Below are 18,706 nucleotides of genomic sequence, written 5' to 3' on the forward strand. Positions count from 1 at the left end.
GGAGCCGCCGGTGACCCGATTGCTGGACGTACGCGACCTGCGGGTGGAGTTCCGTACCCGGGACGGCGTCGCCGAGGCCGTCGGCGGGGTGAGCTACGGCGTGGACGCGGGGCAGACGCTCGCCGTGCTGGGCGAGTCGGGGTCCGGCAAGTCCGTGACCGCCCACGCCGTCATGGGCATCCTCGACTCCCCGCCCGGCTTCGTCACCGGCGGGCAGGTCCTCTTCCAGGGGCGGGATCTGCTGACGGCGGGCCGGGAGGAGCGCCGCCGGGCCCGGGGCGCCAAGATGGCGATGATCTTCCAGGACGCGCTCTCCGCGCTCAACCCGGTGATCCCGGTCGGCGCCCAGCTCGGGGAGATGTACGAGGTGCACCGCGGGATGTCCCGCAAGGACGCCCGACGGCGGGCGGTCGAGCTGATGGACCGGGTCCGGATCCCGGCGGCGACCCAGCGGGCCGGGGACTACCCCCATCAGTTCTCGGGCGGGATGCGCCAGCGCATCATGATCGCCATGGCGATGGCGCTCGAACCGGCGCTGATCATCGCCGACGAGCCGACCACCGCGCTGGACGTCACCGTGCAGGCCCAGGTGATGGATCTGCTCGGGGAGCTGCGCCGCGAGTACAACATGGGGCTCATTCTCATCACCCACGATCTGGGCGTGGTGGCGGATGTCGCCGACACCATCGCCGTGATGTACGCGGGCCGGATCGTGGAGACCGCCCCGGTGCACGAGCTCTACAAGCGCCCGGCCCACCCGTACACCCGTGGGCTGCTGGACTCCATCCCCCGCGTGGACCACCGGGGCAAGGAGCTGTACGCCATCAAGGGGCTGCCGCCCAGCCCGTACGCCATCCCGCCGGGCTGCCCCTTCAACCCCCGCTGCCCGCGCGCCCGGGACATCTGCCGCACCGAGCGGCCGCCGCTGCACGAGGTGACCGACGGGATCGCCACGGGGAGGACCAGCGCCTGCCACTTCTGGAAGGAGGAGCTCCATGGCTGAACCCGCCGCCGGGGAAGCGGTCCTGGAGGTCCGCGATCTCGCCAAGTTCTATCCGCTCACCCGGGGCGTCGTCGTCAGGCGGCGGATCGGCGCGGTCCGGGCCGTGGACACCGTCTCCTTCACCCTGCGGCGCGGTGAGACGCTCGGCATCGTCGGCGAATCCGGCTGCGGGAAGTCCACGGTGGCCAGGATGCTGGTCAACCTGGAGCGGCCGACCGCCGGTTCGATCCACTACCGGGGCGAGGACATCACCCGGCTCTCCGGACGTGCGCTGCACCGCGTCCGCCGAAATATCCAGATGGTCTTCCAGGACCCGTACACCTCGCTCAACCCCCGGATGACGGTGGGGGACATCGTGGGCGAGCCGTACGAGATCCACCCGGAGGTCGCGCCCAAGGGCGACCGGCGGCGCAGGGTCCAGGAGCTGCTGGACGTCGTCGGCCTCGACCCCGAGCACATCAACCGCTACCCGCACCAGTTCTCCGGCGGGCAGCGCCAGCGCATCGGCATCGCCCGGGGCCTTGCCCTGCGGCCGGAGATCATCGTCGCCGATGAGCCGGTCTCGGCCCTGGACGTGTCGGTGCAGGCGCAGGTGGTCAATCTGATGGAGCGGCTGCAGGACGAGTTCGGTCTGGCGTATGTCTTCATCGCCCACGATCTGTCGGTGGTCCGCCATATCTGCGACCGGGTCGCGGTGATGTATCTGGGCCGCTTCGCCGAGACCGGCACCGACACCGAGATCTACGAGCATCCGACCCACCCCTACACCCAGGCGCTGCTGTCGGCAGTCCCGGTCCCGGACCCGCGGGCCCGCGCCCGCCGCGAGCGCATCCTGCTGACCGGCGACGTCCCCTCCCCGGCCGACCCGCCCTCCGGCTGCCGCTTCCGCACCCGCTGCTGGAAGGCGCGGGAGCGCTGCGCGGTGGAGGTGCCGACGCTGACGGTCCCGCCAGGCTTGGCGGGACCGGCCGCCCACGCCTCGGCGTGCCACTTCGCGGAGGAGCGGCAGGCGGTGGCGGCGGAGCCCTGAGCCTCCGGCGGGCCGTTCGGGAGGCTCCTCGGCTCGGTCGGCTGCTGCGTTCGTCTCACGCCCCCGTTCGGCGCATGTGAGCAGCGGCGGCGGGGGTGGGGGGCGCGGGCCGCGTCGCCGAGCGCCGGGCCGGTTGGTGTAGGCGCCGGTGGCGGCATCCGTGCGCGGGGGCCAGGGCCGATGCCGGACAGCAGGGTGCCAGGGGGTGGGGGTACCTCCTGGCAATCCCCTGATGAATTGGTTGCGTTAGATCAAGCACTTTCGGGAGGGGTACGGGAGGGGCGGGGGTCGAGTTCGACGTTGGACCGTCCCGGAGGGGGTTTTGGTGGTCTGACGTCGCACTCGTGGCGATCAGCCCCCGAGGTAGTCGAACTCCCCCGCCTTCGCGGCCCGCAGGAACGCGCGGAGCGCGGCAGGGGTCGTGGCTATGACGGCCTCCGGGTCGTCGCTCTCGCGGAGGTGAGGGGTGCCGGTGGGGTCGGCAGCGAGTTCGACGCAGTTGGGGGCGTCGCCCGTGCTGAAGCTGGACTTCCGCCACGGAAGCGAGGACATGCGGCTCTCTCCTTAGAGAAGCGGATAGAGGATGTGCTGGATGGCCCGAGGGAATCCTTCGCCGTACGAGCCTCCGGCACAGCCTCAGCATCGACCGGAGGCAGGGCCAGTTCACTCAGCCTCACGAACGACTCCCCATATTCGGCCAGCGCTTGGCGCTCGTCGAGGAACTGACCTTTGCCCACCTGGTCGACGAGCACCGCACCCAATTCCACCACGCCGGGTTCGATCACCATGAACGGGTGACTGAAGGCCGCACTTCCCTCGTTGTCGATGGGGACGATCTGGATCGTGACGTTCGGCAAGCGCGACAGCTCGATCAGCCGGAGCAGTTGATCACGCATCACCGCCCGACCGCCGTAGAGAACACGCAGCGACGCGGGCGTCACCGGCAAGGCCGTATGGTTCACGCTGACCCCGCCGCCACCTGCGATGGGGCAAACTGGATGAACACTGGCCTGAAGCGATCACTCTACGTGGACGACCTACGGCACAGCGGAGGAGACAGCGCCGTGAGCACACAGCCCATAGAGGACTCCCACGACGAGCCGCTGTTCCCCATGCCGCCGCTGACCGAACAGGCACTGCGGGTCGCCGTGCGCTCCGTGGACCTCAGCGCGGCTGTCCGGTTCGAGGAGGAGTTCCACAGTGCCTGGCAAGAGGCGGTGCAGACCGACAGCACCGTCCCCATGCACACCTTCCTCCACCGCTGGGGCGTCTTCGTGGCTCTGCGGCGCTATCCGGAGCGGGCTCGACGGCTCCACGAGTTGGAGGTGGCCGTCGCCGAGGCGCCCAGCGTCGAGGATGCCAGGCGCGCTTCGGCCGAGATCGGGAAGCTGCTGGAGACCGCGCGTTGTGAGGTCGCTGCGTGAGCGATGGGCCCGCGTCGGACGGGGCCTGAACGACGACGAGGGCCGCCCGGGCCGTGGTGATCACGGTCCGGGCGGCCCTCGTCGTTAAACAGCGGCCCGCGCGGAAGCGTCAGGCGTGGACCACGTCCTTCTCCTCCGCGAAGTGGCACGCCGACTCGTGCGCCGCCGGGGAGTCCGTGCCCGCGAAGCGCTCCGGAATGGCGAGCAGCGGGACCTCCTTGGCGCACTTGTCCTCGGCCTTCCAGCAGCGGGTGCGGAAGCGGCAGCCGGAGGGCGGGTTGGCCGGGGAGGGGACGTCGCCCGTGAGGATGATGCGCTCGCGGCCCTCGCGCGACTCCGGGTCCGGGACGGGGACGGCCGACAGCAGCGCCTGCGTGTAGGGGTGCGTCGGGTGGTCGTAGATCTCGGTGTCGGTGCCGATCTCGGCCATCTTGCCCAGGTACATCACGCCGACCCGGTCGGAGATGTGGCGGACGATGGACAGGTCGTGGGCGATGAAGATGTAGGACAGGTTGAACTCGTCCTGGAGCTTCTCCATCAGATTGATGACCTGCGCCTGCACCGACACATCGAGCGCCGAGACCGGCTCGTCGCAGATGATGATCTCCGGGTTGAGGGCGAGACCCCGGGCGATGCCGATGCGCTGACGCTGGCCGCCGGAGAACTGGTGCGGGTAGCGGTTGATGTACTCGGGGTTGAGGCCGACCACATCGAGCAGGTCCTGCACCTTGCGCCGGCGGTCGCCCTTGGGCGCGACCTCGGGGTGGATCTCGTACGGCTCGCCGATGATGTCACCCACCGTCATCCGGGGGTTGAGCGAGGTGTACGGGTCCTGGAAGACCATCTGGATGTTGCGGCGGACGGCGCGCAGGGCGCGGCCGGAGAGCCGGGTGATGTCCTGGCCCTTGTAGAACACCTCGCCCGCGGTGGCGGTCTCCAGGGTCATCAGCAGCTTGGCGACGGTGGACTTGCCACAGCCGGACTCGCCGACGATGCCGAGCGTCTCGCCCTGGTAGAGGTCGAAGGAGATTCCGTCGACCGCCTTGACCGCGCCGATCTGCCGCTTGAAGAGGATGCCCTGGGTCAGCGGGAAGTGCTTGACCAGGTTGCGCACCTGCAGGATCGGCTCACCGCGCTCGACGGGGGCCTCGATCGCCGCCACGGCCTCCTGCTCGGTGGCCGCGTCGACCGTCTCCACCTCCGTGACGTTGGGGGTGGCGTCGGCCGGCTCCATGACCTTGTCGGTCTTCTCGATCTCAGCCATGGATGGTCTCCTTCCAGAAGTGGCACGCGCTGCCGCGGCCCGGCAGCTCGGTGCCGTCCTGCTCGGTGACCGGGACCAGCGCGGGGACATCCGTACGGCAGATGTCCTGCGCCTTGGGGCAGCGCGGGCTGAACGCACAGCCCGTGGGGACCTTGAGCAGATTGGGCGGCAGGCCCTTGATCGCGTAGAGCTCCTGGCCCTTGCGGTCCAGCCGCGGGATGGAGTCCAGCAGACCACGGGTGTACGGGTGGGCCGGGCGCTTGTAGAGCTCGTGCACCGGGGCGGTCTCGACGATCCGGCCCGCGTACATCACCGCGATCTTGTCGGCGACGTCCGCGACCACGCCCAGGTCATGGGTGATCAGGATCAGACCCATGTTGTACTCGCGCTGGAGCTCCGCGAGCAGATCCATGACCTGGGCCTGCACGGTGACGTCCAGCGCGGTGGTCGGCTCGTCCGCGATGATCAGGTCCGGCTCCAGCGCCATCGCCATGGCGATCATGATGCGCTGGCGCATACCGCCGGAGAACTGGTGCGGATAGTCGCCGACCCGCTCCCTGGCCGCCGGGATGCGGACCCGGTCCATCAGCGCGATGGCCTTGGCCTTGGCCTCCTTCTTGGAGAGGCCCTGGTGGACCCGGAACATCTCGCCGAGCTGATAGCCCACGGTGAGCACGGGGTTCAGCGACGAGAGCGCGTCCTGGAAGATCATGGCGATCTTGCGGCCGCGGATCTTCCGGCGCTCCTCGCCGGACATGGTGAGCATGTCCTCGCCGCGGTAGAGGATCTGGCCCTGCGGGATCCTGCCGGGCGGCATGTCGAGGATGCCCATGATGGCCTGGGCGGTCACGGACTTGCCGGAGCCCGACTCGCCGAGGACGGCGAGCGTCTCACCGGCGTGGACGCTGTAGTTGACGCCGTTGACGGCCTTGGCGACACCGTCCCGGGTGTGGAACTCCACATGCAGATCCCGGACTTCCAGCAGCGGGGTGCCGTCGTCGCCGGCGCCCTCGCGGACGGCGTCGCTCACGGTTTTCTCGATGGTGGTCACGTACGCCCTCCTCAGCGCAGCTTGGGGTCGAGGGCGTCGCGCACCGCGTCGCCGAGCGTGATGAATGCGAACACGGTGAGGCTCAGCATGCCTGCCGGGAAGAGCATCACATGCGGGTTGTCGCGGATGGCGTCCTTCGCGTCGGAGATGTCGATGCCCCAGGAGATGGTCGGGTCGGCGAGGCCGAGGCCCAGGAAGGACAGCGTCGCCTCGGCGGAGATGTACGCGCCGAGCGAGATGGTCGCGACCACGATGGTGGGGGCCAGCGCGTTCGGCAGCACATGGCGGAAGAGGATCCGGCTGGTGTTCGCGCCGAGCGCCCGCGCCGCCGTGACGTAGTCCGCCTGCTTGGCCGTGATCACCGAGCTGCGCATGACGCGCGCGATGGTGGTCCAGCCAAGGAAGGCGAGGGCCGCGATGACGACGTAGACCTTGCGCTCCGTGAACGCGTTGAGGATCACCATCGTGCCGAGCAGGAACGGCAGGCCGAAGAAGATGTCGGTGATCCGGGAGATGATCGAGTCGACCAGCCCGCCGAAGTATCCGGCCATCATCCCCAGGAAGCCGCCGACGAGGGTGACCACCGCGGTCACGCCGACGCCGACGAGGATCGAGGCGCGGGTGCCGTAGATGACGCGCGAGTAGATGGAGCGGCCCTGCACGTCGTAGCCGAACCAGTCCGGCTGGAAGAAGTGGGTCAGCTCCGGCTTGGTCAGGAAGTGGTTGGTCAGGTCGCCGTCCCGGGGGTCGGCGCCGGTGAACAGTCCGGGGAAGGCCGCGATGGCCAGCAGCAGGAGCAGCAGCACCGCCGAGATCCAGAACAGCGGCCGATGGCGCAGCTCGAACCAGGCGTCGCCCCACAGCGAGCGCGATTTGCCCTGGGAGGCGGGGCCCGCAGCCGAAGCCGGCGGGGCGTCCACGTCGGTGGGCGGGGCCACGGCGTCGACGACCGCCGTGGCGGCCGAGCTGTCGACTGCCGTGTCGGACTGGGATTTGGTCACGTCAGGCATACCGGATCCTCGGGTCCAGGACCGCGTACAGCAGGTCGACGAGCAGATTGATCAGCAGAATGACGAGCACGAAGACCGTCACGGTGCCGACGATCGTGGTGCCCTCCCGCTGCCCGAGCGCCTTGAAGAGCAGATTGCCGACGCCCTGGACGTTGAAGATGCCCTCGGTGACCACCGCGCCGCCGACGAGCGCGCCGACGTCGGTGCCGAGGAAGGTGATCACGGGGATCAGCGAGTTGCGCAGCAGGTGCACGCCGACGATCCGGCGGCGCGGCAGGCCCTTGGCGAGCGCGGTGCGCATGTAGTCGGCGCGCAGGTTCTCCGCGAAGGTGGTCCGGGTCAGCCGGGCCACATACGCCATGGAGAGCATCGCGAGCACGAAGCCCGGCAGCAGCAGCTGCTGCAGGTCCATCGAGTCCTGCACGTTGGGCGGCAGCCAGCCGAGTTCATCGGCGAAGATGAACCGGGCGAGGTAGCCGAGCACGAAGACCGGCATCGAGATGACGATCAGCGTGAAGATCAGGACGCCGGTGTCGACGGCCTTGCCGGCCTTGAGTCCGGCCCAGGCGCCGAGGCCGATGCCGACGAGCATCTCTATGGTGAGGGCCACCGTCGCGAGGCGGAGGGTCACCGGGAAGGCCATGCCCATCTCCTCGGAGACCGGACGGCCGCCGAAAGTCTTGCCGAAGTCTCCCCGGAAGAGATCGGCCATGTAATCGATGTACTGCTTCCACAGGGGCTGGTCCAGCCCGAACTCATGGCGGAGCGACGCGACCTGCGCGGGGTCCGCGGCCTTGTCTCCCCACATCGCCCGGATGGGGTCACCGGGCAGTACGTGGACCATGAGGAAAATCAACAGAGTGGTCCCGATGAAGACCGGGATCATCTGGAGCAGTCGCCTGGCGACGTAGCGCCCCATCATGCCTCCATGCCGTTGGGGGGCGGCGAAGGCCACGTCTCGTCTGCGCCACTGGGGTGGGGGGAAGAGCTGCGGGCCTCACGCCTGCGGGCCGGTGCCGCCACTCCCCGGTGGGAGGAGCGGCGGCACCGGCCGGCGGTCCCGATGGTTACTTCTTCTTCACCTGGACGTCGGTGAAGATGGGGTCGCCGTCCTGGCCGTACGGGACCTTCCCGAGGACCTTGTTGGACTGGCCGCTGTTGACCTTGTAGAACCACAGCGGGATCGCCGGCATGTCCTTGGCGAGGACCTGCTCGGCCTCCTGGTAGAGCTTCACGGTCTCGTCGAGCGTGGCGGCCTCGTCGGCCTTCTTGCTCAGCTTGTCGAACTCCGGGTTGTTGTAGCCGCTGGTGTTACCGGCGGCCTTGGAGCCGTAGAGGTCCCTCATGAAGTTCGAGTTGACCGGGTAGTCGAGCACCCAGCCACCGCGGTACATCGACTTGACCTGGTGCTTGTCGCGCGCGTTCAGGTCGGCCTGGAAGTCGGGCTTGGAGGCGCCGACGCAGTCGACGCCGGTGGCCTTGCGGATGCTGTTGCAGACCGCGTCGACCCAGGGCTTGTGGTCCTGGTCGGCGTTGAACTGGATCGAGATCTTGTTGCCCGGGACGCCGCCACCCTCCTTGATGAGGGCCTTGGCCTTCTTCGGGTCGTAGCTGACCTGCTCCTGGAGCGCGCCCGCCTTGTAGCCGAGCACACCGCGGGCGACATAGCTGTCGGCCGGGGTGCGGGAGCCGTGGAGGACGGTCTTGGTGATCGTGTCACGGTCGATCGCCATGGACAGACCCTGGATGACCTTGGGGTCGATGTCCTTGAACTGCTTGGTGTAGAACGCCGGGACGATCGACTGGACCGCCGAGTACTCCTCGTCGATCGCGCGCTTGCCCAGGTCGGTCTTGTAGTTCGTCAGGGCGGTGGTCGGGACCTGCTCGATCCAGTCGAGGTTGTTCGAGCGCAGGTCCGAGTAGGCGGCGTCGGCGGTGGTGTAGTTCTTGAAGTCGATGCCGCCGTTCTTGGCCTTGTTCGGGCCCTGGTAGCCCTCGAACCTACGAACCTTGATCAGCTTCTTGTGGTCCCAGGAGACGAACTTGTAGGGGCCGTTGCCGACCGGCTTCTCGCCGTAGCCCTTGGGGTCCTTGAAGAAGCCGCTGGGCAGCGGCGACCACACGTCATAGCCCAGCTTGTAGGCGAAGTACGAGACCGGGCCAACGAGCTCGATCTTGAACTCGTTATCATTTACGATCTTGAGGCCGGACATCTTGTCGGCCTTGGGCTTGCCCTTCTCCGGGTGGACGTCCGCGTAGCCCTTGATGTCCTGGAACCAGCTGGAGTTGGTCTGGTTGTTCTTGACGTTGGCCGACCAGTTCCAGGAGTCCACATAGGACTTGGCGGTCACGGCCTCGCCGTTGTGGAACTTCCAGCCCGGCTTGAGCTTGACGGTCCAGACGGAGGAGTCCTTGTTGGGAGTCACGGACTCTGCGTTGATGTACTGGAGTTTGCCGGTGCGGGGCTCGTAGTCCACCAGCTGGGAGAAGATCTGCCGGATGACGCGGCTGCCCTGGCTCTCCTTGGCGTTCGCCGGCTGCAGCGGGTTCTGCGGCTCGCTGAGCTGGGCGGTCAGAATCCCATTCGGGTCCGCCTTGCCCTTGTTCATGTCATTGCTGCCGCTGTCGCTGTCGCCGCCACCGCAGGCGGTTGCGGCCAGCGCCACAACTGCGGCCAACGCGACCCACTTGGCGCTCTTGGCACCGCGCATGGGTTTGCCTCCTCAGGAGTCCTCTGTCACTACGAGAGGGGGGCGTCCGGAGACACGCTGACACCCCTGACAGCGAAAGGGACCGGAACCCCCCAGATGTGCTCGTAGGTCCGCGCTCCCCACAGCGTGTGACCCATTGACCCGAGCTCAATGGACCCCATGATTGAGCACTCCGACCCTGTAAACCACCGTTTATGGGTCTCGCTTTGGTCACATCATCTACGCGCGGAGCTTCGAAATCCGGACAAAACTGCCGCAGACAGACACACGCGAAACGGACTGTTAACACATCATGCGGAGCCCGCTCGCCGATATCCGGACGCCTTTCCCCGGATAACCGTTTGACTGTCACCTTCCTGACATGGCAACAGCCCGGACCCCCGCCATGGAAGCGGGGATCGCGGGCTGTCGGCAGCTTGCGGACGCACAGCAGGGCGTCAACGCTGCGTAACCGGCGCCGGCGTGCGCGTCGGCGCCCGCGACGGGCGCCGACGCTCGGCGCGGTACGCCAACGCTCGGCGCCGTACGCCAACGCTCGGCGCCGTACGCCAACGCTCGGCGGTACGTCAGCGCTTGGCGCGGGCGGCGGAGCGAGCGCGCTCCTTCTGGTCCAGCACGACCTTGCGGATGCGCACCGTCTCCGGGGTCACCTCGACGCACTCGTCGTCGCGGCAGAACTCCAGGGACTGCTCCAGCGAGAGCAGCCGCGGCGGGACCAGCGACTCGGTCACATCCGCGGTGGAGGACCGCATGTTGGTGAGCTTCTTCTCCTTGGTGATGTTCACGTCCATGTCGTCGGAGCGGGAGTTCTCGCCGACGATCATGCCCTCGTACACCTCGGTGCCGGGCGAGACGAAGAGCACACCGCGCTCCTGGAGGTTGGTCATCGCGAAGGCGGTCACCGCGCCTGAGCGGTCGGCCACCAGCGAGCCGTTGTTCCGGGTCTTGAGCTCCCCGAACCACGGCTCGTGGCCCTCGTGGATGGAGTGCGCGATACCGGTGCCGCGGGTCGCGGTCAGAAACTCCGTACGGAAGCCGATGAGACCGCGGGACGGCACGATGAACTCCATGCGGACCCAGCCGGAGCCGTGGTTGGACATGTTGTCCATCCGGCCCTTGCGGGTGCCCATGAGCTGGGTGACCGCGCCCATGTGCTCCTCGGGCACATCGATGGTGATGCGCTCGATCGGCTCGTGGAGCTTGCCGTCGATCTCCCGCGTGACCACCTGCGGCTTGCCGACGGTCAGCTCGAAGCCCTCCCGGCGCATGGTCTCCACCAGGATCGCCAGCGCCAGCTCGCCCCGGCCCTGGACCTCCCAGGCGTCCGGGCGGTCGGTGGGCAGGACGCGCAGCGAGACATTGCCGATCAGCTCGCGGTCGAGGCGGTCCTTGACCAGCCGCGCGGTGACCTTGCGGTCCTTCACGGCCGCCTTGTCCGCGCCCTTGCCGCCGGGGCCACGGCCGACCAGCGGGGAGGTGTTGGTGCCGATCGTCATCGAGATGGCGGGCTCGTCGACGGTGATCAGCGGCAGCGCGACCGGGTTCTCCGGGTCGGCCAGGGTCTCGCCGATCATGATGTCGGGGATGCCCGCGACCGCGCAGATGTCACCGGGGCCGGCCACCTCGGCCGGCTTGCGGGTGAGCGCCTCGGTCATCAGCAGCTCGGTGATCCGGACGTTGGAGACGGTGCCGTCGCGCTTGATCCAGGCGACCGTCTGCCCCTTCTTCAGCTCGCCCTGCTCGACCCGGAGCAGCGCGATACGGCCGAGGAAGTTGTCCGCGTCCAGGTTGGTGACATGGGCCTGGAGCGAGGCGGTCGCGTCGTACTCGGGCGCCGGGACGGTCTCCAGCAGGGTGGAGAAGAACGGCTGCAGACTGTCACTGTCGGCCGGAACGGTGCCGTCCTCCGGCTTGGTGAGCGAGGCCACACCGTCGCGGGCGCAGGCGTAGACGATCGGGAACTCGATCTGCTCCTCGGTCGCGTCCAGGTCCAGGAAGAGGTCGTACGCCTCGTTGACGACCTCGTCGATCCGGGAGTCCGGGCGGTCCGTCTTGTTGATGCACAGGATGACCGGCAGCTTGGCCTGCAGCGCCTTGCGCAGCACGAAGCGGGTCTGCGGCAGCGGGCCCTCGGAGGCGTCCACCAGCAGGACCACCGCGTCGACCATGGACAGACCGCGCTCGACCTCACCACCGAAGTCGGCGTGGCCGGGGGTGTCGATGATGTTGATGGTGACGGGGTCGCCACCGTCCGCGGGGTGGTACTTCACGGCGGTGTTCTTCGCGAGAATGGTGATGCCCTTCTCGCGCTCCAGGTCATTGGAGTCCATGACCCGGTCGTCCACCTGCTGGTGTGCGGCGAACGCGCCGGCCTGCTTGAGCATGGCATCGACGAGGGTCGTCTTGCCGTGGTCGACGTGGGCGACGATGGCGACGTTACGAATGTCGTGGCGCGTGGGCATACTCGCGGCGCTTCTCCCGGAATCGTGGATGACGGCGCGTCCGGTCCGGACCGCCCGTCCGCCGGGCTGAACACGCCGCGGCCTCGCCCCCATGGTACGGGGAGGCCGCGGGAAGGGGTGCCGCCACCCGTCACCGCGGCCGTAGGACACCCCGGCCCACGGGCTCGCGCGCCTTACCTGCGGAAGCCGATGTCCTGGTAACGCGGCGTGGCGAAGCCGAATGCTCCCGCGTTGACCAGGCCCTTTCGCATGGCCACCAGCTCCGGGCGCTGATACAGCGGAAGGGATCCGGCCGCCGCCCAGATGCGGGCGTCCGCCTTGCCGATCAGGGCCCGGGAGGCGCTGCCGTCCAGTTCGGTGAGGGCCTGGTCGAAGAGCTGGTCGATCTGGTCCGTACCGACCCGGGTGTAGTTCTGCTCGACGACCAGCGAGCCGTCGGCCGCGGGCTGGGGCTTGGCGTAGATCGGGCGGCCGTCGGTGGCCGGGTAGGCGCTGGCGGGCCAGGAGTAGAGGGCCAGGTCGTAGTTGCCGGTGGCGATGTGGTCCTTGAAGTAGCCGGCGCCCGGGACCTTGGTGATCTCGGTGCGGACGCCGATGGCCTCCAGCATCCGCGCGATGCGCTCGCCGACGGTGCGCAGCGGGGCGGAGGCGGCGTCGTTCGGGAGCACGAGGCGCAGGACGAGCGGGCGGCCCTTCTTCCGTACGACCGCCGTCTCGCCGACCCGGCCGGACCGTCCCGCGTCGCCCGCCGCCGGGGGCGCCCCGGAGGCGGTGGCGGATGGGGTGCCGGACGCCGCGCCGGACGCGGTGCCGGTCCCCGCCTCGGACGCGGGGGATGCGGTGGACGCGGTGCCGGTCCCCGCCGAGGCGGTGTCCGAGGCGGTGTCCGAGGCGGTGGCAGTCGCCGTGTCCGAGGCCATGGCGGTCGGGGCGGCGCGCCGCGGGGCCCGGTCGTCCGTCTTGCCGTCGAGCGACTTCTGGCGGGTGGACGAGCCGTTGGCGCGCCAGCCCGCGTCGGCGAGCAGCGACTGTGCGGCATGGGTGTCCCGCCCGCCGAGGGCACCGCTGTGGTCCTTGTAGCCCTTCTGCCCGGCCATCAGCAGATGGTTGCCGAGCGGCTTGGTGGGCAGGCCGAGCGGCCCGAGGACCAGCTTCGCGAGCTCCTGCCGGTCGATCGCGCGGGCCACGGCCCGGCGCACCCGCTCATCGGCGAGCGGGCCCTTGGTGCCGTTGAGGGCGAGCTGGGTGTACCCGGGGTCCAGGGCTTTGCGCAGGGTGAATCTGCGCAGGGCGACGGTCTCGGGCCGGTCCTGCCCCGGCCCGTGCTCCGCCGCCCCGGTGCGCGGGGTGGCCGCCGGGTCCTGTCCGTCCATGGCCGGGTCCGGCGCTCCGGCCTCGCCCGCGCCGCCGGACTTCTTGGCCCCGGCCGCCTGCTTCTTGCCGTCGGGGTAGGTGGCCCGGATGCGCCGCGCGGTGGACCGGTCGACCTCGGCCATGTCGAGCTGCCCGCCGATCAGGGCCGCGGCCCGCTGCTCGGCGGGCACCGTCTGGAAGACCAGCCGGCTCAGCCGCGCCCGGTCGCCCCACCAGCGCGGGTTGCGGACGAGGGTGACGGACTTGTCCGCGACGGTCCGCACCATGAAGGGCCCGGCGCTGACGGCGAGCCCCTTGCGGGCGCCGGCGTTGAAGACGGCGGGGTCGCTCATCACGTTCTTCGGATACAGCGGGGTGAACAGCGACCGCCAGTCGGTGTAGGGCTTGGCGAAGGTGACCTTGACCTCGTGGTCCTTCTCCCCGGGCTCGATCCCGGCGATCCGGTCGTAGCCGGCGTTGCGCGCCGTCCGGTACGCGTTCTCCGTACCGCGCAGCGCCTTCCACTGGGCCTGGAAGTCCTCCGCGCCGAGCGGGCGTCCGTCGCTCCACACCGCCTTGGGGTTGAGCTTGTAGGTGACGACCTGCTTGGGCTCGCGCGCGGTGATGTCGGCGGATTCCAGATAGTCGCCGTTGCGCTGGGGCCTGCCCCGGGCGTCCAGCGTGTGGAGGACGGGCAGCACGGCGCCCGCGATCCGCTGCGTGCCGGTGCCGGCGGCCGCCTGGAAGGCGTTGAACGTCGTGGGCGTCGTGTCCACGGCCCAGCGCAGCGTCCCGGTGCCGGTGGTCTGGGCGCGCGGCGCCTTGGCGACGTCCCAGGCGGCCGGGGGCGGCGGGCCGTCGTCGTCGGAGCTGCAGCCGGTCAGTACGGGCAGCGGCAGCATCACCCCCGCGGCGAGCAGCATGGCGCAGCGGCGCTTGGCGATGGACATGGCTCGTACCTCCGGTATGTGCCGGGTTTGTGCTCATTTGGCATAGTGTGACGCTGATCGCATATACTGCTCACCCAAAGCGACGGTTCACGAGACAGCACGTCGAGAGGGCCACGGAGACGGCCAGGAGAGGACAGGATCACCCGACCGGATCAATACGACGGGCGCACACCCCGGCGCACAAAGGCGGAATCGCGCCGGTGGCTCCGCCAATCGCGGCAGATCCCTTCCCAACCACGACGGTGTCGCGTAACACTCGCTGTCGCATGAGCGTCGCCAACCGCAACAGCGGAAGGGAGGACACGTCATGTCCGTGAACGACGATGTGACGGCCGTCGAACGCTGTCTCGATGACCTGGTCCGCTCCGTTACCCGGCTGGAAGAGCGGGTCGGCGCCGGCGGGCTGGAGATACGCCGCGTCCGCACCGACGCGAACCATCTGCGCGAGAGCCTCGCCCTGCTGCGCGACACGGCTCCCGCGGAGCGACCACGCCCCGAGATGGTTCCGGTCCCCGACGCGCCGTACAACAGTGCGCTGTGGTCGGACGTCGACGACGAAGGCCTCGGCGCGCGCGATCGCCACGCGCCCTAGGGACGGCCCGGCGCCACGGCGCGCCCCGCCGTCCCCTCACACCACTCCACCGCGGAGTTCCCCTTGGCCACAGGCACCGACCCCCAAGCCGCCACGCCGTCCGATCAGAAGGCCGCCGTCAGCGGCGTGCACAGCCCGTCGCGAGCCGCCATCCACCCCCGGCATCTGCGGACGGACCGCTGGTGGCTGTCGCCCGCGGTCACGGCCGCCGGGCTGCTCGCGTTCATCGTCTACTCGACCTGGCGGGCCTTCGCCGGGGACGACTACTACGCCGAGCCGTATGTCTCGCCCTTCTACTCGCCCTGCGTCGCGCAGAACTGCGTGCCCATGAAGGGAGGCGCGAACTGGGAGATCTTCGGTGCGTGGTGGGGCCTGTCCCCCGCCCTGCTGATCCTGATCTTCCCGCTCGGCTTCCGGCTGACCTGCTACTACTACCGCAAGGCGTACTACCGGGGCTTCTGGGCCTCGCCGCCCGCCTGTGCCGTCGCCGAGCCGCGCGCCCAGTACACCGGCGAGACCCGCTTCCCGCTGATCCTGCAGAACATCCACCGCTACTTCTTCTACTTCGCGGTGATCGTCGCCGGGATCCTCACCTATGACACCGTGCTCGGCTTCCGGGACGAGCGCGGCCGGTGGGGCCATATGGGCCTGGGGACGCTGGTGCTGCTCGCCAACATCGTCCTGATCTGGACGTACACCCTCTCCTGCCACTCCTGCCGGCATATCGTCGGCGGCCGGCTCAAGCACTTCTCCCGGCACCCGGTGCGCTACCGGCTCTGGGGCTGGGTGAGCGGACTCAACGCACGCCATATGGAGCTGGCCTGGGCGTCGCTGATCAGCGTCGCCGTCGCCGACTTCTATGTGTATCTGGTGGCGAGCGGCGCCTTCGACGATCCCCGCTTTTTCTAGGAGAGGTGCTCATCGATGACGCAAGTCGAGCGGCAGGCGTGGGACGTGGTCGTGATCGGCGCGGGCGGCGCCGGGCTGCGGGCCGCGATCGAGGCCCGCGAGCAGGGCATGCGCTGCGCCGTCATCTGCAAGTCGCTGTTCGGCAAGGCCCATACCGTGATGGCCGAGGGCGGGATCGCCGCCAGCATGGGCAATGTCAACGAGCGCGACAACTGGCAGGTCCACTTCCGCGACACCATGCGCGGCGGAAAGTTCCTCAACCACTGGCGGATGGCCGAGCTGCACGCCCAGGAGGCCCCGGACCGGGTGTGGGAGCTGGAGACCTGGGGCGCGCTCTTCGACCGCACCCCGGACGGGAGGATCTCCCAGCGGAACTTCGGCGGCCATGAATATCCCCGGCTCGCCCATGTCGGGGACCGCACCGGTCTGGAGCTGATCCGCACCCTGCAGCAGAAGATCGTCTCCCTCCAGCAGGAGGACAAGGCCGAAACGGGCGACTACGAGGCGCGGCTGAAGGTCTTCCAGGAGTGCACGGTCACCCGGATCGTCAAGGACGGCGAGCGCGTCGCCGGGGTCTTCGGCTACGCGCGCGAGTCCGGCCGCTTCTTCGCCATCGAGGCGCCGGCCGTGGTGCTGGCGACCGGCGGCATCGGCAAGTCCTTCAAGGTGACCTCCAACTCCTGGGAGTACACCGGTGACGGCCATGCGCTGGCGCTGCTCGCGGGCGCCCCGCTGATCAACATGGAGTTCGTGCAGTTCCATCCGACCGGAATGGTCTGGCCGCCCTCGGTCAAGGGGATCCTGGTCACCGAGTCGGTGCGCGGGGACGGCGGGGTGCTGCGCAACAGCGACGGCAAGCGGTTCATGTTCGACTACATCCCGGATGTCTTCAAGGAGAAGTACGCCCAGTCCGAGGACGAGGGCGACCGCTGGTACGAGGACCCGGACCACAACCGCCGCCCGCCCGAGCTGCTCCCCCGCGACGAGGTGGCCCGCGCCATCAACGCCGAGGTGAAGGCGGGCCGCGGTTCCCCGCACGGCGGAGTCTTCCTCGATGTCTCCACCCGGATGCCCGCCGAGGTCATCAAGCGCCGGCTACCCTCCATGCACCACCAGTTCAAGGAGCTCGCGGACGTCGACATCACCGCCGAGCCCATGGAGGTCGGCCCGACCTGCCACTACGTGATGGGCGGCGTGGACGTCGACCCGGACACCGCCGCCGCGGCCGGAGTGCCCGGTCTGTTCGCCGCGGGTGAGGTCGCGGGCGGGATGCACGGCTCCAACCGGCTCGGCGGCAATTCGCTCTCCGACCTGCTGGTCTTCGGCCGCCGCGCCGGGCTCCACGCGGCCCGTTACGCGCGGGAGACCGCCGAGTCCGGCGCCCGCCCGGTGCCGGCCGAGGCACAGCTGGATCTGGCGGCGGCCGAGGCGCTGCGCCCGTTCAGCGCGGAGGGCGGCGAGGCGCCCGGGTCCGTGGGCCCGGCCGAGAATCCGTACACGCTCCACCAGGAGCTCCAGCAGTCCATGAACGACCTGGTGGGCATCATCCGCCGGGCCCCGGAAATGGAGGAGGCGCTGCACCGGCTGGCCTCCCTGCGGGTCCGGGCCCGGCGCGCCGGGGTCGAGGGGCACCGGCAGTTCAACCCCGGCTGGCACCTGGCGATCGATCTGCGCAACATGCTGCTGGTCAGCGAGTGCGTGGCACGCGCGGCGCTGGAGCGGACCGAGAGCCGCGGCGGGCACACCCGCGACGACTGTCCGCAGATGGACCGCGAATGGCGGCGGGTCAATCTGGTCTGCCGGCTCTCCGACCCCTCGGGCGGGCTGGCGGCGCCGGACGCCGGACACGGGCAGATCCGGCTGGAGCGGCGCGAGATGCCGCCCATCCGGCCCGATCTGCTGAACCTGTTCGAGAAGGACGAGCTGGTGAAGTACCTGACGGACGAGGAGCTGACCCAGTGAGCGCGTACGAGGCCCACTTCCGGGTGTGGCGGGGCGATGTGGACGGCGGCGGTCTGAAGGACTTCCACGTCGAGGTCAATGACGGCGAGGTCGTTTTGGACATCGTCCACCGGCTCCAGGCGACCCAGGCGCCGGATCTCGCGGTCCGCTGGAACTGCAAGGCGGGCAAGTGCGGTTCGTGCAGTGCCGAGATCAATGGCCGGCCCGGGCTGCTGTGCATGACCCGGATGTCGGTGTTCGGCCGTGACGAGACGATCACCATCACCCCGCTGCGCGCCTTCCCGGTGGTGCGGGATCTGGTGACGGACGTCTCCTTCAACTACACCAAGGCGCGGGAGGTGCCGTCCTTCGTGCCGCCGGAGGGGCTGGGTCCGGGCGAGTACCGGATGCGGCAGGAGGACGTGGGGCGGTCGCAGGAGTTCCGTAAGTGCATCGAGTGCTTCCTGTGCCAGGACACCTGCCATGTGGTGCGCGACTTCGAGCAGAACAAGGAGGTCTTCGCCGGGCCTCGCTTTCTGATGCGGATCGCGGAGCTGGACATGCATCCGCTGGACGCCGCGGCCGACGCGGGGATCGACCGCAAGCGCGGTGCCCAGGAGGAGCAGGGACTCGGGTACTGCAACATCACCAAATGCTGTACGGAGGTCTGCCCGGAGCAGATCAAGATCACGGACAATGCGCTGATCCCGCTGAAGGAGCGGGCGGTGGACCGTAAGTACGACCCGCTGGTCTGGCTCGGCAACAAGATCCGCCGCCGCGAGGGCTGACGCCTGCGCCGCGGGCCCGCCGTAGCGCGGGCCCGCCGTAGCGCGGGCCCGCCGTAGCGTCCCTCACCAGAGGCTGAGCAGGCCCTCCACCGAGTCCGGGCCCGCCGTAGCCCGGGCCCCCCGTAGCGTCCCTCACCAGAGGCTGAGCAGGCCCTCCACCGAGTCCGGGCCCGCCGTAGCCCGGGCCCCCCGTAGCGTCCCTCACCAGAGGCTGAGCA

General features: G+C 69.4%; 15 protein-coding genes and 1 pseudogene. 7 read left to right on the forward strand and 9 right to left on the reverse strand.

Going from position 1 to position 18,706, the window contains the following annotated elements; genetic code table 11:
- Positions 1 to 10 precede the first annotated feature (10 nt).
- Both ABZU99_RS02110 and ABZU99_RS02115 read left to right on the forward strand, forming a co-directional pair.
- The gene (locus tag ABZU99_RS02110) at positions 11 to 1,003 is read left to right on the forward strand and encodes an ABC transporter ATP-binding protein (RefSeq protein WP_356044197.1); all 993 of its coding nucleotides are present in this window, start codon (positions 11 to 13) and stop codon (positions 1,001 to 1,003) included.
- A complete protein-coding gene (locus ABZU99_RS02115; protein WP_355943348.1) occupies positions 996 to 2,033 on the forward strand; it encodes a dipeptide ABC transporter ATP-binding protein in 1,038 nt (345 codons plus the stop codon). The genes ABZU99_RS02110 and ABZU99_RS02115 overlap by 8 nt, the downstream gene beginning before the upstream one ends.
- A 351-nt stretch (positions 2,034 to 2,384) precedes the next feature.
- On the opposite strand, the gene ABZU99_RS02120 is transcribed toward ABZU99_RS02115, so the two are convergent.
- A complete protein-coding gene (locus tag ABZU99_RS02120) occupies positions 2,385 to 2,585 on the reverse strand; it encodes a DUF397 domain-containing protein (protein ID WP_355943350.1) in 201 nt (66 codons plus the stop codon).
- Between the two features lie 143 nt (positions 2,586 to 2,728).
- Positions 2,729 to 2,929: pseudogene (locus tag ABZU99_RS02125) on the reverse strand (Scr1 family TA system antitoxin-like transcriptional regulator); the annotation flags it as partial.
- A 168-nt stretch (positions 2,930 to 3,097) separates the two neighbouring features.
- On the opposite strand from ABZU99_RS02125, the gene ABZU99_RS02130 reads away from it, so the two are divergent.
- Positions 3,098 to 3,457 (forward strand): hypothetical protein, encoded by a 360-nt coding sequence (locus ABZU99_RS02130; RefSeq protein ID WP_355943354.1) that lies wholly within the window; start codon positions 3,098 to 3,100, stop codon positions 3,455 to 3,457.
- A gap of 109 nt (positions 3,458 to 3,566) precedes the next feature.
- On the opposite strand, the gene ABZU99_RS02135 is transcribed toward ABZU99_RS02130, so the two are convergent.
- The 7 genes from ABZU99_RS02135 to ABZU99_RS02165 all read right to left on the reverse strand — a co-directional run bounded on the left by ABZU99_RS02135 (position 3,567) and on the right by ABZU99_RS02165 (position 14,258).
- On the reverse strand, positions 3,567 to 4,721 hold the full coding sequence (locus tag ABZU99_RS02135; RefSeq protein WP_355943356.1) for a dipeptide ABC transporter ATP-binding protein: 1,155 nt from the start codon (positions 4,719 to 4,721) through the stop codon (positions 3,567 to 3,569).
- The gene (locus ABZU99_RS02140) at positions 4,714 to 5,772 is read right to left on the reverse strand and encodes an ABC transporter ATP-binding protein (RefSeq protein WP_355943357.1); all 1,059 of its coding nucleotides are present in this window, start codon (positions 5,770 to 5,772) and stop codon (positions 4,714 to 4,716) included. The genes ABZU99_RS02135 and ABZU99_RS02140 overlap by 8 nt, the downstream gene beginning before the upstream one ends.
- Positions 5,773 to 5,783: 11 nt before the next feature.
- Positions 5,784 to 6,782, reverse strand: a complete 999-nt coding sequence (locus tag ABZU99_RS02145) for an ABC transporter permease (RefSeq protein WP_355943358.1) — start codon at positions 6,780 to 6,782, stop codon at positions 5,784 to 5,786.
- Entirely contained in the window at positions 6,775 to 7,701 is a 927-nt protein-coding gene (locus tag ABZU99_RS02150) for an ABC transporter permease (RefSeq protein WP_355943359.1), read from the reverse strand. The genes ABZU99_RS02145 and ABZU99_RS02150 overlap by 8 nt, the downstream gene beginning before the upstream one ends.
- 148 nt (positions 7,702 to 7,849) lie before the next feature.
- The gene (locus tag ABZU99_RS02155; protein ID WP_355943360.1) at positions 7,850 to 9,493 is read right to left on the reverse strand and encodes an ABC transporter substrate-binding protein; all 1,644 of its coding nucleotides are present in this window, start codon (positions 9,491 to 9,493) and stop codon (positions 7,850 to 7,852) included.
- Between the two features lie 566 nt (positions 9,494 to 10,059).
- The gene (typA, locus tag ABZU99_RS02160; protein ID WP_355943362.1) at positions 10,060 to 11,955 is read right to left on the reverse strand and encodes a translational GTPase TypA; all 1,896 of its coding nucleotides are present in this window, start codon (positions 11,953 to 11,955) and stop codon (positions 10,060 to 10,062) included.
- 173 nt (positions 11,956 to 12,128) lie between these two features.
- On the reverse strand, positions 12,129 to 14,258 hold the full coding sequence (locus ABZU99_RS02165; RefSeq protein ID WP_356044189.1) for an ABC transporter family substrate-binding protein: 2,130 nt from the start codon (positions 14,256 to 14,258) through the stop codon (positions 12,129 to 12,131).
- 307 nt (positions 14,259 to 14,565) lie between these two features.
- On the opposite strand from ABZU99_RS02165, the gene ABZU99_RS02170 reads away from it, so the two are divergent.
- The 4 genes from ABZU99_RS02170 to ABZU99_RS02185 all read left to right on the forward strand — a co-directional run bounded on the left by ABZU99_RS02170 (position 14,566) and on the right by ABZU99_RS02185 (position 18,488).
- Positions 14,566 to 14,850, forward strand: coding sequence for a hypothetical protein (locus ABZU99_RS02170; protein WP_355943366.1), 285 nt, complete (start codon positions 14,566 to 14,568; stop codon positions 14,848 to 14,850).
- A gap of 63 nt (positions 14,851 to 14,913) precedes the next feature.
- On the forward strand, positions 14,914 to 15,759 hold the full coding sequence (locus ABZU99_RS02175; RefSeq protein WP_356044186.1) for a hypothetical protein: 846 nt from the start codon (positions 14,914 to 14,916) through the stop codon (positions 15,757 to 15,759).
- Positions 15,760 to 15,774: 15 nt separating this feature from the next.
- Positions 15,775 to 17,721, forward strand: coding sequence for a fumarate reductase/succinate dehydrogenase flavoprotein subunit (locus ABZU99_RS02180; RefSeq protein ID WP_355943369.1), 1,947 nt, complete (start codon positions 15,775 to 15,777; stop codon positions 17,719 to 17,721).
- Entirely contained in the window at positions 17,718 to 18,488 is a 771-nt protein-coding gene (locus ABZU99_RS02185; protein WP_355943370.1) for a succinate dehydrogenase/fumarate reductase iron-sulfur subunit, read from the forward strand. The genes ABZU99_RS02180 and ABZU99_RS02185 overlap by 4 nt, the downstream gene beginning before the upstream one ends.
- The last annotated feature ends 218 nt before the right edge of the window (positions 18,489 to 18,706 follow it).

Source organism: Streptomyces sp. NPDC005266, assembly GCF_040607655.1.
Taxonomy (GTDB): Bacteria; Actinomycetota; Actinomycetes; order Streptomycetales; family Streptomycetaceae; genus Streptomyces.